Below are 21,826 nucleotides of genomic sequence, written 5' to 3' on the forward strand. Positions count from 1 at the left end.
CGCTCACCACCCCCCGCCGGCGTGCACCGGCACCAGGGCGACCGGGCAGGTCGCGTGCTCGAGGACCGACACGGACACCGAGCCGCCCAGCAGCGTGCCGAGCGTGGCGTGCTCGCCGGCGTGGTCGACGCCCAGCACGACCAGGTCCATCCGTTGGGCCGCCCGCGCGAGGCTGCTGTCCGCCGGTCCGCGTGCCAGCTCGACGCGCGCGCGGACGTCGGGGTACTTCTCGCCGAGCCCGCTCATCGTCTCCGACACGACGAGTCGCAGCTCGTCGTCGGAGTCCGGAAGCAGGTCGCGGGAGCAGTGCAGGACCGTCAACGGCAGCCGTCGCAGAGACGCCTGCAGGTAGGCGAACTCCAGCGGGACCAGGGAGTGCTCGGTGCCGTCGACACCGGCGAGCACTCCGTGACGCACGATCCCCCGGTGGCCGGGCCGGACGACGACCGTCGGGCAGGACGCGTGCCGGGTGACGGCGACGCTGACCGACCCGAGCACCAGGCTGGTCACCGGGCCGCGTCCCCGCGATCCGACGACCAGCAGGGCGGCCCGCTCGGCGAGGTCGAGCAGCACCGTCCTCGGGTCCGTCATGGCGGTCACCTCGTACACCGCGACATGCGGTGCTCGCTCGTGGATCCGCGCCCAGGCCTCGTCGAGGACGGCGCGCACGTCGTGCCCGCCATCCAGGTCGGCGTGCGCCAGGGTCAGCGGCCGCTGCTCGAGCCGGGCTTGTTCGATCGCCCAGTCGAGGGCCAGTGCGGCGGACGGCGAGCCGTCCACCCCGACGACGACGGTCCCCGACGGAATCACTGTGGTCTCCATGTCCCTCACCGTCGCCCCGGCTGGGCGGCGCCGGTAGCGCCGAAGGCCTCAGATGTCGGGACCAACGGCCCTGAGCGACGAGCCGCGGGCTGCGCAGGATGGGGAGAGGTGAACAAACCGAGGAGGACACAGTGCACGAGTCGATCGACCTCTCGCTGGACGAGTGTCGGCAGCTGGTCGCCGCCGGCGTCGGCGGGCGCATCGCGCTCTCCTCGCCGAACGGCCCGCACATCGTGCCCATCAACTACGCGGTGGTCGACGACGCGATCATCGTGCGGACCTCGCCGTACAGCGTGCTCGGGACCTACGGCCGCGGCAACATGTTGGCCTTCGAGGTCGACCAGTTCGACTACCAGCGCCAGCGTGGCTGGAGCGTGGTCGCCCGCGGTCGTGGCGAGGCTGTCGTGGACCGTGACGAGCTCGACCACATCCGCAGCAGGTGGGAGCCACGGCCCTGGGCGGCCTCGGCCGCGCGCGGGCTGCACCTCCGTCTGCGGTGGACCGAGCTGACCGGTCGTCGGATCGGCGCCGGCTGGGACATCCGGGACTCGCTCCCGATCCGCCGCATGGTCTGACGCGGTCGTGCACACTGGCCGCGTGCAAGCCGACCAGCCCGAGGACCTGCCCGCCTCGTCCCGAGCACTCCTCGAGGCGGTCACCGCGATCTCCTCCGACCTCGACCTGCACTCCGTGCTGACCCGGATCGTCGAGGCGGCCACCCAGCTCACGCAGGCGCGGTACGGCGCACTCGGGGTCGTGGGCGACGACTCGTTGCTGATCGAGTTCGTCACGACCGGGCTCGATGACGCGGAGCGGGCGGCGATCGGCGAGCTCCCGCACGGTCGCGGCATCCTCGGGCTGCTCATCCACGAACCGGAGCCGATCCGGCTCGACGACCTGACCCAGCACCCCCAGTCGACCGGCTTCCCGCCCCACCACCCGCGGATGGGGTCCTTTCTCGGCGTACCGGTCCGGATCCGCGGCACCGTCTTCGGCAACCTCTACCTGACGGAGAAGGCGGACGCCCGGTCGTTCACCCGCGAGGACCAGCTCCTCGTCGAGTCACTGGCGACCGCGGCCGGCTTCGTGATCGACAACGCGCGCAGCTACGGGCTCAGCGAACGACGCCGCCAGTGGCTCGAGGCGTCCGCCGAGCTCTCCGACGTGCTGCAGCCACCGATCGAGCTCGACCGGGCGCTGTCGGAGGTCGGCCGCGCGGCTCGGGCGTTCTCGGGGGCGGTCGCGACCGCCGTCCTCCGGCTCGAGAACGGCTCCCGGGTGCACACCATCGCCGCTGAACCGGAGCTCCTCGCCGAGGTCGAGTCGGCCCTGGCCGTCCTCGACGACGAGCCGTGGCCGCAGTCCGACTCCGCTCCGGTCGACCTCCGGCTCGGCGGTCTCGACGCCACCCTGGTGCCGCTGCGGACCCACCTGATCGGCAGCGGGCTGCTCGTCGTGATGTTCGACCGCGCCGCGCCGCCGCTCGACTACGACGAACGGGTGCTGCTCGCGTCCTTCGCCGACCAGGCCGGCCTGGCCATCGACCGGGCCCAGGCGATCGAGGACCGCGCCGAGCTCGCGGTGACCTCCGATCGCGAGCGGATCGCCCGCGACCTCCACGACCAGGTGATCCAGCGGCTCTTCGCGACCGGCCTGCAGCTGCAGGGCGCGGGCGCGCTCGTCACCGACCCGGTCCTGGCGGACCGTCTCAACCAGGCGGTCGAGGCGCTGGACCTGACCATCAAGGACATCCGCGGCACGATCTTCGAGCTCCAGCGCCGTGACAGCGGTCCGTCGCTCCGCGCCGACATCCGCCAGCTCGTCCGCGAGTACGCCCCGCTCCTGCGGTCGGCGCCGGTGGTGCACACGGAGGGCCCGGTCGACACCGTCGTGCTGGCGGAGGTCCGCGACCAGCTGCTGCCCGTGCTGCGCGAGGCGCTCTCCAACCTCGCCCGGCACGCGAACGCCGAGCACGCCGAGGTCTCGCTGGTCGTCGACGAGCGCGAGGTGCGGCTGACCGTGCTCGACGACGGTGTCGGTGTCGGCGACCTCGCGCCCGAGAGCGGGCTCCGCAACGCCCGGCGGCGTGCGTCGGCACTCGGTGGGTCGCTGGAGCTGAGCCAGCGGGAACCCCGCGGCACGTCGCTCGTGTGGCGGGTCCCGCTCCGCTAGAGCTCGCCCGCGGACGACCTCAGCGCTGCAGGAGCTTGCTCGCCAGGACGGCGGCCTGGGTCCGTCGCTCGAGACCGAGCTTCGCGAGGATGCTCGAGACGTAGTTCTTGACCGTCTTCTCGGCCAGGAACATCTGCTCGCCGATCTGCCGGTTGGTCATGCCCTCCGCGATGTAGCCGAGCAGCTTGAGCTCCTGCTCGGTCAGCTGCGAGAGCTCAGGTGCCAGCGTCGGTGGGTGACGGACCCGCTCGAGGACCCGAGCGGTCAGGGTCGGGTCGATCAGCGAGTTGCCGGCAGCCACCTCACGGACGGCGTTGACCAGGTCCGAGCCCTTGATCTCCTTGAGCACGTAGCCGGCGGCGCCGGCCATGATCGCGGCGAAGAGCGCCTCGTCGTCGTCGTACGACGTGAGGATCAGTGCACCGATCGAGGGATCGACGGCGCGCACCTCGCGGCAGACCTCGATGCCCGAGCCGTCGGGCAGTCGTGCGTCGAGCACCGCCACGTCGGGGCGCAGCGCCGGGATGCGGTGCATGGCGTCGACGGCCGAACCGGACTCGCCGACGACCTCGATGTCGCCGGCGCTCTCGAGCAGTGCTCGCAGACCCTGACGGACGACCTCGTGGTCGTCGAGCAGGTAGACCCGGATCGTGGGGGCGTCATCGGTCATGTCCCCGTTCTACCAGCGACACCGAGGCCATGGGGGCGCGTCGTCGAGGTCGGGCCGAAGGTCCCGTGGGTCCGTGACCGACGGCACCCGGGCCGGGGGAGTCCGACCCTGCCCGTGGCGTGGGCCCGCTCCTAGCGTCGGAGACAACAACTTCCCACGAAGACGGCGGGACCCCCGCCCCCACCAAGGAGTCACCGATGCGCACAGCATTCGACAAGTTGATCTCGTGGACGGGTCTGGCCGTGGCCGCCGTCCTCATCGTCGCCGGAGGTCTGCTCACCTGGGCGAACACCTTCATCGGCGACCAGGTCCACGACCAGCTCTCCATGCAGGGCATCACGATGCCCGAGGGCGACGCGCTCAGCGCCCTGCCCCAGTCCGACCAGGAAGCCCTCAAGCCCTACGCCGGAAGCCCCCTGGACACCGGCCCCGAGGCCAAGGCGTACGCCGACCACTACATCCTCGTCCACATGAACGAGGCCAGTGACGGCCAGACCTACGCCGAGGTCAGCGGACAGTACGTCTCGATGACCCCGGAGCAGCAGGCGTCCGACGAGGGCCAGGCGCTCGGCGGGCTCCGCCAGACGCTCTTCATGGGCAACACCCTGCGCGGTCTGCTCCTCTACGGCTACGCCTTCGCGACCATCGGCACCATCGCGGGGATCGCCGCCATCGCGGCCTTCGTGGGTGCAGGGGCGCTGCTGGTCCTCTTCGCGCTCGGCATCTGGCACGCCAGGCGGGCCGCCTCGTCGGCCGAGGTCGGCGCCGGCGCAGGAGTGCCTCAGCTGGTCTGACCCCCCCAGCCGTGTCCCCGGGATCCGCGCGGATCCCGGGGACTCGTGCGTCCGCGTCAGCCCAGGTAGCGGACGTCGACCTCGTCCTCGACCACGGTGGCGCCGTCGAGGTGCACGTGGAACGCCTGCGCCTCCGCCCGCTCCGAGACCCCCTCGACCAGCTCGCCGTCGCGGAAGACCAGCGCGCAGTCGTCCTGGATCGCGAAGCCCCCGTCGAGCGCGCCGGAGCCGACCAGCTCGAGGTAGGTCGGGCGCCGGTCGACCTCGCCGTCGTAGTGCGGGCAGCCGCTGCCGGACAGGAAGCCCAGCCCGTCGGGCAGGGCGGCGAGCGGGCCGTAGGAGTCGGTGACCGAGCCCTCGAACCAGCAGTTCATCCCGGCGCTGACACCACCCAGGACGATGCCGTCCTCGAGGGCCTCGGCGAGGATCTCGTCGAGTCCGTGCAGCCGCCACAGCGCGAGCAGGTTGGCGGTGCTGCCGCCACCGACGTAGACGACGTCGTGCTCGAGCACGAACGTGCGCAGGTCGGCGCCCTCGAGCTCGCCGAGGTTGAAGAGACGCAACGAGCTGGTCTCGGCGCGCTCGGCGAACGACTCGACGAAGCGGTCGACGTACGTCTCCGGGTCACCGCTCGCGGTCGGTACGAAGAGCACCTTCGGCAGGTCGCCCACCCCCCGTCGACGGGTCGCGAGCGACAGCAGGTGGTCGTCGAGCAGGGTGTGGTCCGGCCCCATCGAGAAGCCACCGCCACCCATCGCCATGATCGTCCCGGAGCGAGTCATGTGCAGATGGTGCCAGTCGCTCGGCTAGTCGCCCAGCGCGGCACCCACCACGTCGCGGGCCTCCTCCTGCACCTGCGCGAGGTGCTCCGGTCCGCGGAAGGACTCGGCGTAGATCTTGTAGACGTCCTCGGTGCCCGACGGCCGGGCGGCGAACCACGCGGACTCCGTCGTCACCTTGAGCCCGCCGATCTTCGCCCCGTTGCCGGGAGCCTCGGTGAGCTTGGCGGTGATCTCCTCGCCGGCCAGCGTCGTCGCCGACACGTCGTCGGGGGAGAGCGCCGCCAGCGCGGCCTTCTGCTCGCGGGTGGCGGCCGCGTCGATGCGTGCGTACGCCGGCTCACCGTGCTCGGCGACCAGCTCGGCGTAGTGGGCACTGGGCGACCGCCCGGTCTTCGCGAGGATCTCCGAGGCAAGCAGCGCCAGGATGAGCCCGTCCTTGTCGGTGGTCCAGGCCGAGCCGTCCATCCGCAGGAACGACGCGCCCGCGGACTCCTCGCCGCCGAAGCCGAAGGACCCGTCGATCAGGCCGGGCACGAACCACTTGAACCCGACCGGCACCTCCACGAGCTCGCGGCCGATCGAGGCCGCGACCTTGTCGATCATCGACGACGACACCAGGGTCTTGCCGATCCGTGCACCCTCGGGCCAACCCGGCCGGGCGCCGCCGAAGAGGTAGCCGATCGCGACGGCCAGGTAGTGGTTGGGGTTCATCAGCCCGGCGTCCGGCGTGACGATGCCGTGCCGGTCGGAGTCGGCGTCGTTGCCAGTCGCGATGTCGTACGTGTCCTTCTGCGCGATCAGGGAGGCCATCGCGTCGGGCGACGAGCAGTCCATCCGGATCTTGCCGTCCCAGTCGAGCGTCATGAAGCGCCAGGTCGCGTCGACGAGCGGGTTCACGACCGTGAGGTCGATCCCGTGGCGGTCGGCGATCTCGCCCCAGTAGGCCACCGACGCGCCGCCCAGCGGGTCCGCGCCGATCCGGACGCCGGCCTCCTTGATCGCCGCGAGGTCGACGACGTTCGGCAGGTCGTCGACGTACGTCCCCAGGAAGTCGTACGGCGAGGCTGCGGCCCGCGCACGCGCGAAGGGGACTCGCTTCACGCCGGCCAGGCCGGCCCTGATCAGGTCGTTGGCCCGCTGGGCGATCACCGACGTCGCGTCGGAGTCGGCCGGTCCGCCGTGCGGCGGGTTGTACTTGAAGCCGCCGTCGTACGGCGGGTTGTGCGACGGGGTGACCACGATGCCGTCGGCCGTCCCGCCGCCGAGGTTGGCGCGGATGATCGCGTGCGAGACCGCCGGGGTCGGCGTGTAGCCGTCGCGCGAGTCGACCAGCACGGTCACGTCGTTGGCGACCAGCACCTCGAGCGCGGTGGCCCACGCGGGCTCCGACAGCCCGTGGGTGTCGCGGCCGATGAAGAGCGGACCGTCGTACCCCTGCTCGCGCCGGTAGTCGACGATCGCCTGCGTGGTCGCCAGGATGTGCGTCTCGTTGAAAGCGGTCCTGAGCGACGACCCGCGGTGGCCGCTGGTGCCGAAGGCGACCTGCTGGTCGATGTCGTCGGGGTCCGGGACGCCCGTGTAGTAGGCGGTCACCAGATGGGCGACGTCGACGAGGTCGGAGGGCTCGGCCGGCTGTCCTGCGCGGGGATCGCTCATGCGCCCATCATGCCTGCGGGGCGAACCGGGCCATCGCACGCTGGCGGCTGATGCCCAGCGCCTGGCCGATCTCGGTCCACGACGTACCGCGCGAGCGCAGCAGCTGGACCCACTCGGTGAGGAAGTCCTGGGCCTGCATGGCGGTCTTCGCGATCAGCCACAGCTGGCCGAGCAGCTGGGGGTCCGACATCGAGTCCCATGGCAGCGACTCATGGGCACGGCCCCGCGCGCTCTCGACCATGGCGGCGAAGTCGACGACGCAGTCGCCGCAGATGAAGCCGCCCAAGCCACCGAACAGGGGCGGGTCGTAGCTGCCCTGCGCGCCGCAGAACGAGCAGTGCTTCTTGGTCGGGTCTTGATCCACCGCGACATCATGCAGCAGTGAGGTCGAGTGCGTGGGCGCAACGGAGATGGTTCCGGAGGCTGGCCGCCCTCGCCGCCGCGGTGGCCGTCTCCGTGCTGATGCTGGTGCTCATGGACTCCCAGGTGCGTACGCCGGTGGGCGCGGCCGGCGCCGGACGCGGGTCCTTCCCCGTGGTCGAGGTGGCCGGGCTCGGCAGTGACGGCAGCGGGTTCCGCGCCCTGACCGCGCGGCTGCAGGCCGAGGGCGTGACGGTGCTCGACCTCGACCCGGACCAGGCAGGCACGCAGCCGCTCGTCTACCGGCCGGACGACGACGAGGACGTCGCCGACCTGGCCGTGCGGGTGGTCGCGCCTGCGATCGACGCCGCCCTGGCCCGGGCCGGCCTCGATCCGGACCAGGAGGTCGACGTCGTCGCGCACTCGACCGGCGGGCTGCTGGTGCGCTACCTGGTCGAGCACCCGGTCCCGACCTCCGGCGCGAGCTGGGCGGAGCGCGTCGACGACCTGGTGATGGTGGGCGTGCCCAACCACGGCAGCGACGTCGTCTACTGGGAGACCCGGCGCGGCCCGCTGCGTGCGCTCGGCGCGGACATGCGGCCCGGCTCCGACCTGCTCACCGGCCTGGGCACGACCGAGCCACCCGGCGAGGTCTACACCGCGATCGGCGGCGACCCGTGGCTCTTCCGGTGGTACCGCCACGGCGACCACGGCTTCGACGACCAGGTGCCGACCGAGTCGGTCTTCATGGACGGCGCCGCCCTCGACACCTTCGCGTCCTTCCACGGCCGGATCCTCGACAACGACGACGCGCTCGACCTCATCACCGCGACCCTGCGGGCCGGCGACCCGGCCCACTGATGGCCGGCATCGGTCGTCACAGGCTCGAGGCGCTGAGCGTGAACCCCGCAGCGACGAGCACCCCGATGCCGGACACCAGGCAGAGGGCGAGGGTCCCGCAGACCCGGCCGGTGCGGGTGTCCTCGCGGTAGGCGAGCCCGATCGCCATCAGGAGGCAGAGGGCGACGCCGTACGTCGCGGGGACGGCGACCGCCAGAGCGTCCTCGCGGCCGCCGAAGCAGAAGCTGTCGGGGTCGCAGGTGGTGTGGGCGAGCGCGATCGCCACGACCACCAGCAGGCCGCTCACCGGCAGGCACAGCATCAGGCCGACGACCGATCCGACACGACGCAGCTGCGGGCTCGCGCTGATCGGCCGCCAGACGAGGCCGGACCACGCGACCAGCACGCCGAGCAGGAACGCCCCGAGGAACCAGCCCCGCGTCGCCCAGTCCCATCGGTCGCGCGGAGACGGGCAGAAGACGGGGTCGGCGGCGCAGTGCACCGGCTCCGGCGGATGGAGCTGGAGGCCGACGACGAAGATCAGCAGCGACCCGACGGCGATGGCGATGCCGGCGGCGCAGACGAGGAGTGCGGGGTTGCGATGGGTCGGACGCGGGCTGTCGGCGGTCATGCGTCGACGGTGTCAGCGCGGGTGGTCCTGCGCGTGAGCCCCGCTACTCATCTCGCTCACGGAGGGGCGCCGGGACGTCGGCGCTCCACCGCGCGCGACGCTCGGCGTCGGACTGCTCCCACCAGGGCGTGCCGCGCTCACCGAGCGCGACCTTCGCCGCCTGGACGCCGGCTCGCGTGGTGGGCTCGTCGTCGGTGCCACGCGTGCGGCGTACGTCGCGCCGCCAGCCCATCAGGATCCTGGTGAGCTCGGCCCGCCGCTCCTCGGGGATCGCCGGATCGGTGGCGCGCCAGCGGCGGCCGTCGACCACGATGTAGCGACCGTCCGGGGTGGTCTCGGGCTCGCTCACCCGTCCAGCACGTCACGCCACGAGTGCTGCGGCTCGTAGCCGAGCAGGTCGCGGGCCTTGTCGATCGCGTAGAACGTCTCGTCCGGGCCCATCTCGCGGCGCAGCTCCACCCCGTCGTAGAAGCGCTCCCGGACCTCCTGCGTGGTCGCGGCGACGGACATGTCGGCGTTCGCGACGTTGAAGACCTCGTAGCCGAGACCGTCGGTCTCGAGGCAGCGCGCCACCATCTGGCCCAGGTCCCGGGTGTCGATGTAGGCGAAGACGTTGCGTCGTCGCAGCGACGGGTCCTCGAGGAAGGGCGGGAAGAGGTCGGCGTACTCGTCGGGCTCGATGACGTTGTTGATGCGCAGGCCGTAGATGTCGGCCCCGGTGCGGGCCTGGAACGACCTCGCGGTGACCTCGTTGGCGACCTTGGACATCGCGTACGAGTCCTCGGGGACGGTCGGGTGCTCCTCGTCGACCGGCACGTAGAGCGGTCGCCGCTCGCCCTGCGCGAAGCAGATGCCGTACGTCGTCTCCGAGGACGCGAAGACGATCTTGCGGACGCCGAGCCGGGTCGCTGCCTCCAGCACGTTGTAGGTGCTGAGCACGTTGGCCGCGTACGTCGTCGCGTCCGACCTGAGCAGGATCGCCGGGACGGCGGCGAAGTGCACCACCGCGTCGTACGACGGCTTCTCGGGCAGGTCCAGCTCGGCGGCCGTCGCGAGTCCCGCCAGGGCGGAGTAGGTCTCGCCGGCGTCGGTCAGGTCGACGCGGAGGTCGGCGACGTCGGGGTGCCTCAGCGGGACGAGGTCGGCGTTGGTGACGTGGTGGCCCAGGGAGGCGAGGTGGGGAGCGACGTGCTTGCCCGCCTTGCCACTGCCTCCCGTGAAGAAGATGCGCATGGGGAGCCGGTACCCGCTAACGGCGTCGGTCACCCGTCCCTAGCTGGCCAGCGAGCCGGAGAAGATCTGCCAGGCCAGCGCGCTCTTCGCGACCAGGCTCAGCACCAGGTAGGTCTTCTCGCCGAACGCGTAGCTCTTCCAGCGGCCGACCTCCTGGTACTGCAGCCACTGGTTCGCCGCGAAGCTCATGAACAGCACGAAGAGCGACACGAAGATGCCGTAGACGAAGCCGGGGACCGCGGAGCCGGCGCCGACGAAGTTGATCACGATGGCCACCCACGGGGCGGCACCGGCGATGGTGCCGAACCAGAAGGGGAGCATCGTCGTGGTGGTGCGGCCCGGCGGGTTGCTCACCTCCTGGATCCAGCCGAAGAGGATCATCGCGACGTTGGCTCCGATGATCGCGACGACGGCGGTGATGCCGGTGATCCCGCTGTAGAAGCCGATCAGCAGGACCATGATCGTGGCGCTGACGGAGTACTCGATCCAGCGGAACCGGTTGAGGCCGGCCGCCAGCTCGCGCTCGTAGCGTGCCCTGAACACGGTCGCGGTCAGCAGGTGGTCAGCGGCTGCGAGGCAGAGGAAGACCGCGATCGCGGCTCCGACCGGCACGTCGAAGAGGGCGCTCGGAGCGGTGGCCTCGCTGCCGGGCGGCCCGTCGGGGAACTGCGAGGTGACGGTGATGGCGAAGTCGCTGGCCAGGAGGAGGACGGCGACCGCCTGTGCCGCGTGGAGGACCGCCAGTCCGAGGTTCCAGCGCCGCAGGTCGCGCAGGCGTACGTCGTCGACGCCGGTCGCGGTGGTCATGCCGCACCGAACTGGTCGACGTAGGTCAGCACCCGGCCGAGCATGGCGCTGACGGCTCCCAGGTCTGCGGTCGCCGGACGAGGTCGGTCGGCCAGGTCGTAGAGAGCGGGCGTCGCATCGCCCGCCCCGGCGCGCACGGCCACGGTGGCGCAGACCCGGGCGGCGTCGCGGACCGCGACCGGGTCGACCGTGAGGATCGACTCGAAGAGCCGCTCCCGGTCGGGCACGTCGTGCTGGCCGGGCAGCTCCCACGCGGTCAGGGCTGCCGGGAGCTCCCCCGAGTCGCAGACGACCGCCCACTCGCGCGCGAGGGGTTCGCTGGGGGGCAGGGGCACCAGGACCGGTCCGGGTCGCGAGTCGGTCCCGACGACCTGCGCGCCGTCGAGATCGGGGAACTCGGCGAAGGCGAAGGCGGACCGGGAGACCAGCGCCAGCTCGTTCCACCGCGCCTGGGCGGCGGCGAAGTAGCGGTCCTGCTGGAACGCGCCGAAGAGGATCGCCTGCTCGGCCTTGGCGCAGAACTCGTCCTCGATCGCCCACGACAGGGCGAGGAGGGTGCGCTTGTGCAGCCGCTGCACCGGCAGGTGCGGGTGCTTGCGGCGCAGCTCGGCGTAGACGGAGGGGAGGCCGGGCGCGGCCTGGGCGAGGGCATCTGCGATCGCCACGTCGAGACGGACGCCGGCGTCGCGGCGGCGTACGACGTGGGCGACGGCGTCGACGTCGGCCTCGAGGTAGCGCCGGTGCCCGCTGTCGAGTCGCTGGGGGCGCGGGAACCCGTGGCGCTGCTCCCACATCCGCAGGGTGGCCGGGCTGAGGCCGGTGCGCTCGGCGAGGGCGCCGATGGTGAGGAGCGGATCGGCTCCCACCTCTTGCGCAAAAGTCGACTCTGTGTTCATGCTGGCCACCCTAAACCTAAACATCTTGTTTAGGAATACCGGCACCCGGAGGTAGTGATGACCGTCGACAGCAGCAGTGAAGAGGTCCTGGACTGGACCGACCTGGGGCAGCGCATGTGGAGCTTCCTCACCGGACGTGAGGCAGCCATCCACTACAGCTTCGAGGAGATGGCGGTCGAGGTCCCGCGGGACACCGGCCCCGACGCGCCGCGCGCGACCTGGAAGCTCAACGGCACCCTGACCGTCACCACCTCCGAGTCCAGCTCCGAGTCCGCCTCCGAGCCCTCGGCCGCACCCCGGGTGGGGTGAGCAGGCCATGTCGCTGGTGGTCGGGGCCGACCTGAGGGTCGACCTCGAGCTCCCGGACGGCGGGACCGTCCGGGCCCGCCTGCACGGCGCCCACAGCCGGCTCCTGCTCGAGGTCGACGACGCGGGTGCGTTCGCCGGCTCGCAGGACGCTTCGGCCGTGCGGGCGCTCGCCGAGGGCCTGGCGCGGCGCGGCATCGTGGTCCGCGTGGTCAGCGGGGGCCGCCACCTCGTCTCCCTCGGCGCCGTCAGCTCCCCGTGGTGGCAGCGTCGGGTCACCGGGTCGCGCCGCATCCGGATCGGCAGCATCCGAGGCGCCTTCACCTCGGCGCGGTCTCGTGCGCGTCGTACCGAGGGCGTGCTGCCGGGTGTCGCTCTGGCCCCGCCGACCACGCTCTGGCCGCTGACCCCCACCCTCCGCCGGTCGGTCCGGCGACCCGTCACCACCACGCACGACCCGGCTCGCGGCGGCTCACCGAGGCTGGTCCTGGCCAAGGAGGACGTGTGGGAGGGAGAGCTCCCCGCGGTCTACCGACTCGCCGAGCGGACGACGATCGGATCCGACCCGCGGGCCGACATCTGCCTGCCCGGCCTGGCGCCCTGGCACGCCGTGGTCGAGCACGACGACCTCGACGAGTACGTCGTGTCAGCGGTCGCGGGTGTCACCCGTGTCCACGGCGCCGCCGTGGACCGCCAGATCCTGCGCACCGGGACCCGGCTGGAGGTGGGGTCGCACTGCCTGGCGTTCTTCCGGGAGGAGTACGCCGACCACGGTCGTCCGTACGGCGGCCGGATCGGGGGCGAGGCCGGACACCAGATCCCGCAGCCGCCCCGCACCGCCGTCTGAGGCACGCCACGGCCCCGACGTGCGCATGGGGTCATGGCGTCCGGGATACCGCCCCGACGTCCTGCTGCCTCGTTGACCGGAGCTGAACCCGTTGCTCTCCCTCACCTACGTCAGCTCCACGAAGGAGCTCCTCACGGTGCCCGAGCTCGTCGAGCTGCTGGAGTCGATCCGCCCCAAGAACGACCAGCTCGAGCTCACCGGGATGCTGCTCTACAGCGGCGGCAACGTGATCCAGACCCTGGAAGGCCCGGACGACGCCGTGCAGTCGGTCTTCGCGTCGATCCAGAAGGACCCGCGGCACGCCGGGGTCGTGGTCGTGCGCCGCGAGCAGATCGAGGCGCGCGCGTTCCCGGAGTGGTCGATGGCGTTCCGCAACCTCGGTGAGCGCGAGGTGCACGACGTCCCCGACAGCCTCCTCGAGCTCTTCCGGTCGGCGACGGGCTAGCGGGTCAGCTCCAGCTCCCCGCGCAGGTCACCGAGCCCGCGGGCGACGTAGAGCCTGCCGCTGGTGAGCGGCCGCCATCCGGAATCGGTCCAGGTACGACAGGCGCGGGGGTCCCCGTGGATCCTGACGGTCGCGCCCTGGCCGGCCGGCACGTCGACCGAGGTCCAGCCGATCAGGCGGATCGGCTGGTCGTCCTCGTCCGGCTGGAGGTAGAGCTGCACGACCTCGCGCGAGTCGCGGGCCGCGACGTTGACGAGCGACACCTGCACGATCGGCGCGGGCGACGGGGCGACCAGCGAGACCTCGCCGTACTCCCACTCGCCGTAGCCCAGCCCGTGCCCGAACCAGTACGCCGGAGCCGGCGCGCGTCGCGCGGCGTGGCCGCGGTAGCCGACATGGACGCCCTCCTCGTAGACGAGCCTGCCGTCGGTGGGCACGACGTCCCACGCGGGCGACCCGCCGTCCGCGGCCGGGAAGGTGGTGACCAACCGGCCGGTCGGCTCGATGGTGCCGAGCAGCGCAGCAGCGACGGCGTGGCCGCCCTCCTGCCCGGGCAGCCCGGCCCACAGGATCGCGTCGACCTCGTCGCGCCACGGCATCAGCACCGGGGTGGCGGCGTTGACGACGACGACCGTGCGGGTCGCGGCTGCGGCGACCGCCGCGACCAGCTCGTCCTGCCGGCCGGGGAGTGCGAGCGTGGACTTGTCGAAGGCCTCGGTCTCCTGCTCTTCGGTGAGCCCGACCACGACGACCGCGACCTCGGCACCGCGAGCCGCCTCGGCCGCGGCCGCGATGGCCTCGTCGTCGGTCGGGGGCGTGGGTTCGGCGACCAGGCCGAGCCCGGCCCATCCCGCCAGGGTCAGGTCGGCCACCAGCTTGGTCGGCCCGTCGAGCACGACGTCCGTCTGCCAGCCGGGCGGGCGCAGGAAGTCGCCACCGATGTCGTCGGACTCCGACTCGAGGTGGACGTCGTACGTCGTGCCGTCGACCCTGACGGTCCCGTCGCCGACCCCGAGCACGCCGACCCGCATCGCACCACCCGGCACGATCGCGGACATCACGACCCGGGCGACCGGCTCCGCGAGCTCCTGGTCGGGCATGAAGCCGACCGTCCTGGCCTCGGCCGAGACGGAGTCGGCGAGCAGCGCCCCGGAGGCGCCGTACATCCGCACCCGCATGCCGGGCTCGCCCGTCTTCGGGACCGTGAACATCCCCGGCAGGGCGGCCCGCGGGCGCGCCCGGACCGCCACGCCGTCCATGAGCATCACGCCGTCGACCACCTCGACGAGGCCGTCGGCGATGCTCACCTGGTGCGGCGCGCGCACCGCCGCGGAGCCGCCGCCCATGCAGGTGGTCTCGATCGCCGGGCGCCCGATCAGGGCCACGGACGTCTCCGGCGCGAGCGGCAGCACGCCGTCGTTGGTCAGTACCGTCATGCCCGAGGCAGCCAGGCGGGTCAGCTGCTCACGTCGTACGTCGCCGCCGGGCGCGGGCAGGTCGGTCCGCCAGGTGCGGCCGTCGCCGGTCGCGCCGACGCGATCGGCCAGCCGCAGCAGCCGTTCGAGATGGTCGTCGACGACCGACTCGTCGACCTCGCCGGAGCGCACGGCCTCGACGAGGGCCGGCCCCCACGGGCCGTCCGGTCCGGGCATCACGAGGTCGAGGCCTCCGTTGGCGGCAGGCCCGGCGGTCCTGGTCGCGAACCAGTCGGACATCACCAGCCCGCGCCAGCCCCACTCGCCCTTGAGGATCCCGTTGACGATCGGGCCGTGCTCGGTCGCCGGGATCCCGTTGACGTCGTTGTAGGCCGCCATCACCGACCACGCGTCGGCGTCCTCGACGGCGATCTCGAACGGCAGCAGGTAGAGCTCGCGCAGCGTCCGCTCGTCCACGACGCTGTCGACCCCGTGCCGCTCGGTCTCGGCCTCGTTGGCGACGAGGTGCTTCACACAGGCGCCGATGCCCTGCGACTGCAGGCCAGAGACGTACGCCGCAGCCAGGTGGCCGGTCAGCAGCGGGTCCTCGGAGTAGGCCTCGAACAGTCGGCCGCCGAGCGGGCTGCGGTGCAGGTTGACCGTCGGCCCGAGGACGACGTGGATGTGCTGCCGCTCGGCCTCCTCGGCCAGCAGGCTGCCGACCTCGGCTGCGGTCTCCATGCTCCAGGACGACGCGAGCAGCGTGGCGTTGGGGAAGAGGCAGGTGATCGGACCGCCGGTGAAGTCGAGACCGCGCACCCCGGTCGGGCCGTCGGAGAACGCCATCGGGTGCAGCCCGAGCCGCTCCTCGCCCCGGAGGGTGAACATGGTGGCTCCGGTCAGCAGGCGGACCTTGGCCTCGAGGTCGAGCGGTGCGTCGTCCATGACGTCACCCTGCCACGCTGTACGGAGATTCAGACGTCGGCGACGAGCGGGGCCACCTCGGTGCCGAGCAGCTCGATGCCGCGGAGCAGGTCGTCGTGGGCGAGGCGCGGGTTCGTCATCTGGAGCGACAGCCGGTCGACGCCGCCGAGCTGGTCAGAAACGCGCCGGATCTTGTCGGCCACCGTCTGGGGATCGCCCAGGAAGAAGGCGCCGTTGGGACCGGAGGTGGCGTCGAACTGCTCCCGGTTGGGCGTCCGGAACCCCCGCTCGCGCGAGACCTTCGTGAACATCTCGAGCCAGCCGGGGTAGATCGTGTCCGCAGCCGCCCGGGTGCTCTCGGCGACGAAGCCGAAGACGTGGAGGCCGACCTGCAGCCGCTCCGGAGGGTGCCCGGCCTCCGCGCCGGCCCGGCGGTAGAGGTCGACGAGCGGCGCGAACTGGCGCGGCTCACCGCCGATGATCGCGACCATCAGCGGTAGGCCGAGCACGCCCGCTCGCACGAACGACTCCGGCGTACCTCCGACCCCGACCCAGATCGGCAGCGGGTCCTGGACCGGTCTCGGGTAGATGCGCTGGCGGACCAGGGGCGGCCGGTGCCGGCCGGACCAGGTGACCTCGACGTCGTCGCGGATCCGCAGGAGCAGGTCGAGCTTCTCGCTGAAGAGGGAGTCGTAGTCGGCGAGGTCGAGCCCGAAGAGCGGGAAGGCCTCGGTGAAGGAGCCCCGGCCCACGACCAGGTCGATCCGGCCCTTCGAGATCAGGTCCAGGGTCGCGAACTGCTGGAAGAGGCGCACCGGGTCGACCGCGCTCAGCACCGCGACGGCGCTGCCGAGGCGGATCCGTTCGGTCCGCGCGGCGGCCGCGGCCAGGATCACCGGCGGCGCGGAGTCGTAGTACTCGCTGCGGTGGTGCTCGCCGATCCCGAACGAGTAGAGCCCGCTCCGGTCGGCGAGCGCGATCTCCTCGAGGAGGTGCTCCATGCGCTCCGCGGGTCCGACCACGTGTCCGGTGGTCGGGTCGGTGACGGTGGAGACGAAGCTGTCGACGCCCAGGTGCATGTCTGGAATCCAACCACCTGCCTGGGTGCCGGGCTCTCTCAGACGTGCTGGTGTCCCGGCCGATCCTCAGATCGGGCTCACAGGCGCCGATGACGGGAATGACACTCATCCCGGTTAGCGTGGCGGGGCGTCGTCTTTTGCCCGATGGATCGTTGGGTGACTCGTGACGTCGCATCCACCAGGCCGACCACCGGTCGCCAGTCAGGTTCACATGCCCCTTCCCGACAGATGTCCCGCTCTCGTGGTCGCCGAGCCGCGGCACTGCCCGAGCCTGCGGGCCGTGGTCGGTCGCGTCGGGCTGAGCCTGCTGATCGCGTGTGCGATCCCGGCGAGCCTCTTCTACGCCTGCTTCCGCGTCGGCGGCGTCTGGACGGCCATCTTCGTCGCGCTCGGCTGGTCGTACGGCGCCATCGCGTGGCGGGCCGCCACCGGTCGGCGACCCTCGGGACTGCTCTTCCTGACCGCGCTGGCTCTCACAGGTCGGACGCTGATCGCGCTCCTGACCGACAGCACGTTCCTCTACTTCCTCCAGCCGGTCATCACCGACGGGGTGTTCGCCGCGGTGTTCCTGCTGTCGCTGGCGACGGCCCGGCCGATGGTCGCTCGGTTGGCGGGCGACTTCTACCCGATGGACGACGAGCTCTCGATCCGCCCACGCATCCAGAAGCTCTTCTGGATGCTGACCCTGATGTGGGGCCTGCTCTGCGCCGGCAAGGCCACGATGACGCTGTGGCTGCTGCTCTCGCAGTCGCTCGAGACGTTCGTGCTCGTGAAGAGCATCTCGGTGCTCGCGATCAACGGTGCCGCCATCATGGCGACGATCGCGCTCGCGGCCGCCGTCGGCCGCAAGGAGGGACTGCTCGGCCCGGTCGTCGCCGAGCCCGTCCCGGTCGTCGTCTGACCTTCAGCCCGTGGGTTGAGGAAGGCGCGCAGCGCCTGTCTCGAAACCCCGGCAACCAACGCGCTACGTCGGCTGCGGGGGTTTCGAGACGGTTCCTAGCGGAACCTCCTCAACCAGCGGGCGGTCAGCCGAGCCCGGAAACCATCGCGCTACGTCGGCTGCGGGGGTTTCGAGACGGTTCCTAGCGGAACCTCCTCAACCAACGGGCGGTTCAGCCGAGCCCTGAAACCAACGCGCTACGTCGGCTGCGGGGGTATCGAGACGATTCCTGGCGGAACCTCCTCAACCAGCGGGCGGTTCAGCCGAGCCCGGCGACCAACGCGCTACGTCGGCTGCGGGGGTTTCGAGACGGTTCCCAGCGGAACCTCCTCAACCAACGGGCGGCTCAGCGAGCTGCTGAGCCGGTCCAACCCAGCGAGGGGTGACTTCGACGATCGCCGACGCGCCGCAGCCGCGAGCCTTAGCCTCTTCCTGACAACGGGGTCAACCAGCAGACCGGCGCTTGGGGGAGTGCGGCCAGATGGCTGAGTACGACGTGCCGCCCGCGGCCGACCACGTGGTCCTCGACCTGCGTGCAGTCGAGGACTACATCCGCGACTCCAAGCTCGCCCTGGTCAACGCCGTCGCGTACGTGGTCCTCGTCGGCGTGTACGCCGTCATGCGGTTCGTCCTCGACGTGCCGTACCTCCGCGCCGCGATCGGCCTCTACCTCGCGCTCGCCATCGCGGCGGTCGTGGTCAAGAGGGTGCTGACCGGCCGACGGGACCTCACGCTCCGGTTCTCGGCAGCCGCACTCGCCGGTCTCGGCGCCTCGGTGCTGGTCCTCGTCGGCCTGGTGCAGCTCAACCGGGGCACGGTCTTCGCCGAGGTCGCTGCGGGCCTGGTCGGCTTCACCGTCACCCACGTGCTGGACCGGATCGCAGTCGCCCGTGCGTGACGTCGTCCGGGCCGTCCGCGGCGAGAGGCTTCCCCCGACGGTGAGGCGCCTGTTGCGCTGGTCGTCGGTCCGCTGGGCGATCCGGATCGGCGGCGCCCTGCTCGCCGTGGTCCTGGTCGGTGAGCTGGCCATCTCGTCGGCGAGCGGCGGCCGGGAGCCGGCGGCAGGATCACCGCCGACCCGTGCACAGCTCGACACCGCGATCTCCGGTGCCGAGCACTACCTCGACGGCCTCTACCGCGAGCTCCCCGACGGTCGCGCGGTCGTGTCGGAGTACTACGGGCTCCCGATCCGGGTGCGGTTCTCTTCCCTCGGCGTGTGGATGCGACCCGGCGACCCCGGGCTGACGATCCTCAGCGGCGAGCAGAGCCGGCTGCGCGAGTCCTACCTCTTCGAGTACGACGTCGCCGGGCTGTCCGCGCCGGTGCAGCTGCTCGTCGTCATCCGGTGGAGCAGTCCGACCGGCACCGCATCCGTCACGGCGTCCCAGGTCGGCGGCGACGCCGTCGAGCCGACGGAGGTGTGGCTGGGCGATCGTCAGCTCGCCGGCTGGGACGCGCACGACGCGCTGCGCGAGGCGACGCTCCGGATCGGCCCTGCGGACTACGCCGGCCTCAAGAGCCTGCGCTACACGATCCGGCACGTCACGATGATGTCCGTCTCGGAGTACCGCTACCGCGGCCAGATCGCGCGGGCCGACCGGCTCGCCGCGGTCGTCGACGACACCGGCTACGACGTCGACGCCGACGTCTACTCGCCCGTGTGGGGGTTGGGTCTCGACCAGTCCGACGACTACATGTTCGCGACCGAGGTCTACCGCGACTGCACGGACCCCAAGGTCGCCGAGTCGATGCCGGAATCGACGACGTTCTACCCCTACCAGTCGAAGGTGTGCACGATCCCGACCTGGGGCTACGTCGCGATGTCGCGCGAGGACCCGCTCGTGCCGCTCGCCCAGGCGCTGCACATCATGGAGAAGCACGGCGACCCGGACCGCTCCTACTCCGACGGCGAGCACCTGCACGTCACGGCCAGCAGGTTGGCCGGCGACCTGGAGAAGCGGTTCCGCGACCAGCACGGCATCCCCGAGTGCCTCCCGGGATCCTGCGACAGCGCCTCGACCTCGACGCTGCGCACCGTGCTCTTCGGGATGCTCGAGACCGACCTCGGGTTCCGACGCGGCGACGAGATCTCGCGGACGTACGCCGATGCCGTCGCCGCTGCCGTGCTCGACGACCAGGTCGGTCCTGACGGGCTGATCCCGACCACGACGCTGGGCACGCTCTACCGGCCCGACCAGGTCGGCGGCTTCTACACCCACGTGAGCGGGGACGAGTCCGGCGAGCCGTCGTCGTTCACCCGACGGCAGATGAGCAGCCTGGCGTCCGCGCTCGACATCCGTCCGGAGTACGCCGGCGAGATCGCCACGAACGCCGAGACCACGCTGGCGACGTACGCGTTCCTGGTGCGCTACCGCTGCGCGCGCTACGGCACGGGGTGCGCCAGCTGGCCGGGTCCTGCCGGCATCACAGCCCGTCAGGGGTAGGTGATCCCGGTGACCCGCTCGCTGATATCCCACAGCTGACGCTGCGCGGCCTCGTCGTACGACAGCTTGTTGCTGGTGACGACGACGGGTCGACCGCCCCACTCCAGGAGGCCGCTCGGCCCGCAGTAGGTGCCGCCGGGGAGGTCGCCGGTCGCCGCCATCAGCGTCGGCATCGCGCCCTCGAGCGGGGTGTTGGGCGACACGACCTTGATCGCGGCGTCCAGGATCGAGGCGATGCCGCCGCTGGACCGGCCGTACTGCCCGTTGGCCGCCAGGTGCGTCGACGCGAAGCCCGGGTGGGCGGCCAGCGCCTTCACCGGCAGCCCGGCCCCGCGCAGACGCCGGTCGAGCTCGTAGGTGAAGAGGAGGTTGGCGAGCTTGGTCTGGCCGTACGTCGACCACCGCTCGTAGCGACCCTGCTGCTCGTGGGGATCGCCCAGCGGCGCCTTGCGCGCGATCCGGTGCATCTGCGACGAGACCGCGATGACGGTGGCGTCACCGCTCGCGGCGAGCTGCGGCAGCAGCAGGCCGGTGAGGAGGAACGGCCCGAAGTGGTTGGTCGCCATCTGCTGCTCGAGCCCGTCGGCGGTCCGGTGGTAGGGCGTGCCCATGACGCCCGCGTTGTTGACGAGCACGTCGACAGGGCCGAGCTCACCAGCGGCGTCGGCCGCGCGGCGTACCGACGAGAGGTCCGCCAGGTCGACGACCAGCTGCTCCAGGGCCGCGCCCGGGACCTCCGCGGCGATGGCCTGCTCGGTGAGGTCGAGCTTCTCCTGGCTGCGCCCGGCGAGGACGACGCGCGCCCCGCGGCGGGCCAGCTCCAGGGCGGTCTGGTGTCCCAGCCCGCCGACGGTCGTACCGGTGACGAGCACCGTGCGTCCCGCCTGGTCCGGGATGTCGTCGAGCGACCAGGTCGAGCGGCTCACGGCGTGGTGGCCATGCTGTCGATGATCCGCCGGCCCAGGTCCTCGTCGCCGGCGAGCGAGTGGGTGCCCGGCTCGGGCTGGCAGCGTCCGCCGGCCAGCCGGATGAACGCCTCGCGGTCCATCCGCAGGGTCACGGTCGAGTCGGTGGGCACGGACGTGAGGCGCTCGCCCCGGCCGGCGTCGTTGACCGTGAAGGCGGACGCCTCGCTGCCCTCGAGCTCGAGCACCACGACGGTCCCGGCAGGCGCCCCGACCTTCTTGGCGACCACGTAGCCCAGGCTCTCGGCGAGGTAGTCGGCCGTGTGCCGGGCCGCGGCCGAGTCCATGCCCCCGGGGCGGTCCACCGCGCGGCGGATGTCCTGCTCGTGCATCCAGACGTCGAGGGGCCGGTTGCGCAGCAACGTGCGCCAGTCCCACCCGACGCCCCCGAAGATCGGCTCGGGCTTGGCGGACGCATCGGTCGGCGGGTCCGCGAGCAGCGTCGTGTGGCGCGCGACGGCCGACGACCGGATCTCGTTGATGATCGCGTCGGGACTGGCGTCCCGGCGGGTCACGACACCGATCTCGGTGTAGAGGCCCATGAAGCCGGAGACGTGCGCCGGCTCGCCCACGTCGGCTGTCTCCTCCGGGTTGCCCGCGAGGATCGACTCGAGGTGTGCGACGTGGGACGCGACCGCCTTGACGTCCCATCCCGGGAGGTCGGTCGGCGTCGACCACTCGTCCTCCGACAGCTCCTCGAGGAGCTCGGTGAACTCGTTGATCGCCTGCCACCAGACCTCGACGTACGCGCTGAGCAGCTCCTGGTCCGTCATGGCCAGCACCCTAGAGGGTGCTCGG

At 71.8% G+C, this 21,826-nt stretch carries 24 protein-coding genes; 10 read left to right on the plus strand and 14 right to left on the minus strand.

What is annotated here, in order from left to right:
* Positions 1–3 precede the first annotated feature (3 nt).
* A complete protein-coding gene (locus ABLE68_RS09780) occupies positions 4–822 on the minus strand; it encodes a universal stress protein (protein ID WP_348871131.1) in 819 nt (272 codons plus the stop codon).
* Positions 823–953: 131 nt separating this feature from the next.
* On the opposite strand from ABLE68_RS09780, the gene ABLE68_RS09785 reads away from it, so the two are divergent.
* Positions 954–1,397, plus strand: coding sequence for a pyridoxamine 5'-phosphate oxidase family protein (locus tag ABLE68_RS09785; protein WP_348871132.1), 444 nt, complete (start codon positions 954–956; stop codon positions 1,395–1,397).
* 22 nt (positions 1,398–1,419) lie between these two features.
* A complete protein-coding gene (locus ABLE68_RS09790; protein ID WP_348871133.1) occupies positions 1,420–2,994 on the plus strand; it encodes a GAF domain-containing sensor histidine kinase in 1,575 nt (524 codons plus the stop codon).
* Positions 2,995–3,013: 19 nt separating this feature from the next.
* On the opposite strand, the gene ABLE68_RS09795 is transcribed toward ABLE68_RS09790, so the two are convergent.
* Positions 3,014–3,664, minus strand: a complete 651-nt coding sequence (locus ABLE68_RS09795; protein WP_348871134.1) for a response regulator — start codon at positions 3,662–3,664, stop codon at positions 3,014–3,016.
* A 197-nt stretch (positions 3,665–3,861) separates the two neighbouring features.
* Here ABLE68_RS09795 and ABLE68_RS09800 point away from each other — a divergent pair, with 197 nt between their 5' ends.
* On the plus strand, positions 3,862–4,458 hold the full coding sequence (locus ABLE68_RS09800) for a hypothetical protein (protein WP_348871135.1): 597 nt from the start codon (positions 3,862–3,864) through the stop codon (positions 4,456–4,458).
* Positions 4,459–4,514: 56 nt separating this feature from the next.
* On the opposite strand, the gene ABLE68_RS09805 is transcribed toward ABLE68_RS09800, so the two are convergent.
* The 3 genes from ABLE68_RS09805 to ABLE68_RS09815 are packed head-to-tail and all read right to left on the minus strand — an operon-like array spanning position 4,515 to position 7,260.
* Positions 4,515–5,240: a Type 1 glutamine amidotransferase-like domain-containing protein gene (locus ABLE68_RS09805; RefSeq protein WP_348871136.1), complete on the minus strand. Its 726-nt coding sequence runs from the start codon at positions 5,238–5,240 to the stop codon at positions 4,515–4,517.
* Between the two features lie 24 nt (positions 5,241–5,264).
* Positions 5,265–6,896, minus strand: coding sequence for a phosphoglucomutase (alpha-D-glucose-1,6-bisphosphate-dependent) (pgm, locus tag ABLE68_RS09810; protein WP_348871137.1), 1,632 nt, complete (start codon positions 6,894–6,896; stop codon positions 5,265–5,267).
* 7 nt (positions 6,897–6,903) lie between these two features.
* A complete protein-coding gene (locus ABLE68_RS09815) occupies positions 6,904–7,260 on the minus strand; it encodes a ClpX C4-type zinc finger protein (RefSeq protein ID WP_348871138.1) in 357 nt (118 codons plus the stop codon).
* Positions 7,261–7,277: 17 nt separating this feature from the next.
* On the opposite strand from ABLE68_RS09815, the gene ABLE68_RS09820 reads away from it, so the two are divergent.
* On the plus strand, positions 7,278–8,117 hold the full coding sequence (locus ABLE68_RS09820; RefSeq protein ID WP_348871139.1) for an esterase/lipase family protein: 840 nt from the start codon (positions 7,278–7,280) through the stop codon (positions 8,115–8,117).
* Between the two features lie 16 nt (positions 8,118–8,133).
* Here ABLE68_RS09820 and ABLE68_RS09825 read toward each other — a convergent pair whose 3' ends face one another.
* The 5 genes from ABLE68_RS09825 to ABLE68_RS09845 are packed head-to-tail and all read right to left on the minus strand — an operon-like array spanning position 8,134 to position 11,663.
* On the minus strand, positions 8,134–8,727 hold the full coding sequence (locus ABLE68_RS09825; protein ID WP_348871140.1) for a hypothetical protein: 594 nt from the start codon (positions 8,725–8,727) through the stop codon (positions 8,134–8,136).
* 43 nt (positions 8,728–8,770) lie between these two features.
* Positions 8,771–9,076, minus strand: a complete 306-nt coding sequence (locus tag ABLE68_RS09830) for a hypothetical protein (RefSeq protein ID WP_348871141.1) — start codon at positions 9,074–9,076, stop codon at positions 8,771–8,773.
* Complete coding sequence (locus ABLE68_RS09835; RefSeq protein WP_348871142.1) at positions 9,073–9,960, minus strand: NAD-dependent epimerase/dehydratase family protein; 888 nt, start codon at positions 9,958–9,960, stop codon at positions 9,073–9,075. Before ABLE68_RS09835 ends, ABLE68_RS09830 begins: the two co-directional genes overlap by 4 nt.
* Before the next feature lie 39 nt (positions 9,961–9,999).
* Positions 10,000–10,767 carry a heliorhodopsin HeR gene (gene heR / locus ABLE68_RS09840; RefSeq protein ID WP_348871143.1) on the minus strand — a complete coding sequence of 256 codons (768 nt, stop codon included), beginning with the start codon at positions 10,765–10,767 and terminating at the stop codon, positions 10,000–10,002.
* The gene (locus ABLE68_RS09845; protein WP_348871144.1) at positions 10,764–11,663 is read right to left on the minus strand and encodes a DICT sensory domain-containing protein; all 900 of its coding nucleotides are present in this window, start codon (positions 11,661–11,663) and stop codon (positions 10,764–10,766) included. Before ABLE68_RS09845 ends, heR begins: the two co-directional genes overlap by 4 nt.
* A 57-nt stretch (positions 11,664–11,720) precedes the next feature.
* Here ABLE68_RS09845 and ABLE68_RS09850 point away from each other — a divergent pair, with 57 nt between their 5' ends.
* The 3 genes from ABLE68_RS09850 to ABLE68_RS09860 all read left to right on the plus strand — a co-directional run bounded on the left by ABLE68_RS09850 (position 11,721) and on the right by ABLE68_RS09860 (position 13,261).
* Positions 11,721–11,972, plus strand: coding sequence for a hypothetical protein (locus ABLE68_RS09850; protein WP_348871145.1), 252 nt, complete (start codon positions 11,721–11,723; stop codon positions 11,970–11,972).
* 7 nt (positions 11,973–11,979) lie between these two features.
* Complete coding sequence (locus ABLE68_RS09855) at positions 11,980–12,816, plus strand: FHA domain-containing protein (protein ID WP_348871146.1); 837 nt, start codon at positions 11,980–11,982, stop codon at positions 12,814–12,816.
* Between the two features lie 91 nt (positions 12,817–12,907).
* Complete coding sequence (locus ABLE68_RS09860; RefSeq protein ID WP_348871147.1) at positions 12,908–13,261, plus strand: BLUF domain-containing protein; 354 nt, start codon at positions 12,908–12,910, stop codon at positions 13,259–13,261.
* Here the strand turns inward: ABLE68_RS09860 and ABLE68_RS09865 are convergent.
* The gene (locus tag ABLE68_RS09865; protein ID WP_348871148.1) at positions 13,258–15,621 is read right to left on the minus strand and encodes a glycoside hydrolase family 3 protein; all 2,364 of its coding nucleotides are present in this window, start codon (positions 15,619–15,621) and stop codon (positions 13,258–13,260) included. The genes ABLE68_RS09860 and ABLE68_RS09865 overlap by 4 nt on opposite strands.
* 29 nt (positions 15,622–15,650) lie before the next feature.
* Positions 15,651–16,679, minus strand: a complete 1,029-nt coding sequence (locus tag ABLE68_RS09870; protein WP_348871149.1) for an LLM class flavin-dependent oxidoreductase — start codon at positions 16,677–16,679, stop codon at positions 15,651–15,653.
* A 211-nt stretch (positions 16,680–16,890) separates the two neighbouring features.
* Between ABLE68_RS09870 and ABLE68_RS09875 the strand changes: the two genes are divergently transcribed.
* The 3 genes from ABLE68_RS09875 to ABLE68_RS09885 all read left to right on the plus strand — a co-directional run bounded on the left by ABLE68_RS09875 (position 16,891) and on the right by ABLE68_RS09885 (position 20,063).
* Positions 16,891–17,580: a VC0807 family protein gene (locus tag ABLE68_RS09875; RefSeq protein ID WP_348871150.1), complete on the plus strand. Its 690-nt coding sequence runs from the start codon at positions 16,891–16,893 to the stop codon at positions 17,578–17,580.
* Positions 17,581–18,100: 520 nt separating this feature from the next.
* On the plus strand, positions 18,101–18,517 hold the full coding sequence (locus ABLE68_RS09880) for a hypothetical protein (protein WP_348871151.1): 417 nt from the start codon (positions 18,101–18,103) through the stop codon (positions 18,515–18,517).
* Positions 18,510–20,063, plus strand: coding sequence for a hypothetical protein (locus tag ABLE68_RS09885; RefSeq protein ID WP_348871152.1), 1,554 nt, complete (start codon positions 18,510–18,512; stop codon positions 20,061–20,063). The genes ABLE68_RS09880 and ABLE68_RS09885 overlap by 8 nt, the downstream gene beginning before the upstream one ends.
* Here the strand turns inward: ABLE68_RS09885 and ABLE68_RS09890 are convergent.
* Together ABLE68_RS09890 and ABLE68_RS09895 are read right to left on the minus strand one after the other, a co-directional pair.
* Positions 20,054–20,989 (minus strand): oxidoreductase, encoded by a 936-nt coding sequence (locus tag ABLE68_RS09890; protein WP_348871153.1) that lies wholly within the window; start codon positions 20,987–20,989, stop codon positions 20,054–20,056. The two genes, ABLE68_RS09885 and ABLE68_RS09890, sit on opposite strands and share 10 nt — an antisense overlap.
* The gene (locus ABLE68_RS09895; protein WP_348871154.1) at positions 20,986–21,801 is read right to left on the minus strand and encodes a maleylpyruvate isomerase family mycothiol-dependent enzyme; all 816 of its coding nucleotides are present in this window, start codon (positions 21,799–21,801) and stop codon (positions 20,986–20,988) included. The genes ABLE68_RS09890 and ABLE68_RS09895 overlap by 4 nt, the downstream gene beginning before the upstream one ends.
* Positions 21,802–21,826 lie beyond the last annotated feature (25 nt).

This window comes from Nocardioides pollutisoli (genome assembly GCF_040045055.1).
In the GTDB taxonomy this organism is placed as follows: domain Bacteria; phylum Actinomycetota; class Actinomycetes; order Propionibacteriales; family Nocardioidaceae; genus Nocardioides; species Nocardioides tweenelious.

Bases quoted from the DNA above. Each gene is read 5' to 3' on its own strand.
- ABLE68_RS09780 (WP_348871131.1), bottom strand. From the start codon at position 822: ATGGAGACCACAGTGATTCCGTCGGGGACCGTCGTCGTCGGGGTGGAC.
- ABLE68_RS09795 (WP_348871134.1), bottom strand. From the start codon at position 3,664: ATGACCGATGACGCCCCCACGATCCGGGTCTACCTGCTCGACGACCAC.
- ABLE68_RS09800 (WP_348871135.1), top strand. From the start codon at position 3,862: ATGCGCACAGCATTCGACAAGTTGATCTCGTGGACGGGTCTGGCCGTG.
- ABLE68_RS09805 (WP_348871136.1), bottom strand. From the start codon at position 5,240: ATGACTCGCTCCGGGACGATCATGGCGATGGGTGGCGGTGGCTTCTCG.
- pgm (WP_348871137.1), bottom strand. From the start codon at position 6,896: ATGAGCGATCCCCGCGCAGGACAGCCGGCCGAGCCCTCCGACCTCGTC.
- ABLE68_RS09825 (WP_348871140.1), bottom strand. From the start codon at position 8,727: ATGACCGCCGACAGCCCGCGTCCGACCCATCGCAACCCCGCACTCCTC.
- ABLE68_RS09835 (WP_348871142.1), bottom strand. From the start codon at position 9,960: ATGCGCATCTTCTTCACGGGAGGCAGTGGCAAGGCGGGCAAGCACGTC.
- heR (WP_348871143.1), bottom strand. From the start codon at position 10,767: ATGACCACCGCGACCGGCGTCGACGACGTACGCCTGCGCGACCTGCGG.
- ABLE68_RS09845 (WP_348871144.1), bottom strand. From the start codon at position 11,663: ATGAACACAGAGTCGACTTTTGCGCAAGAGGTGGGAGCCGATCCGCTC.
- ABLE68_RS09850 (WP_348871145.1), top strand. From the start codon at position 11,721: ATGACCGTCGACAGCAGCAGTGAAGAGGTCCTGGACTGGACCGACCTG.
- ABLE68_RS09855 (WP_348871146.1), top strand. From the start codon at position 11,980: ATGTCGCTGGTGGTCGGGGCCGACCTGAGGGTCGACCTCGAGCTCCCG.
- ABLE68_RS09865 (WP_348871148.1), bottom strand. From the start codon at position 15,621: ATGGACGACGCACCGCTCGACCTCGAGGCCAAGGTCCGCCTGCTGACC.
- ABLE68_RS09870 (WP_348871149.1), bottom strand. From the start codon at position 16,679: ATGCACCTGGGCGTCGACAGCTTCGTCTCCACCGTCACCGACCCGACC.
- ABLE68_RS09875 (WP_348871150.1), top strand. From the start codon at position 16,891: ATGCCCCTTCCCGACAGATGTCCCGCTCTCGTGGTCGCCGAGCCGCGG.
- ABLE68_RS09880 (WP_348871151.1), top strand. From the start codon at position 18,101: ATGGCTGAGTACGACGTGCCGCCCGCGGCCGACCACGTGGTCCTCGAC.
- ABLE68_RS09895 (WP_348871154.1), bottom strand. From the start codon at position 21,801: ATGACGGACCAGGAGCTGCTCAGCGCGTACGTCGAGGTCTGGTGGCAG.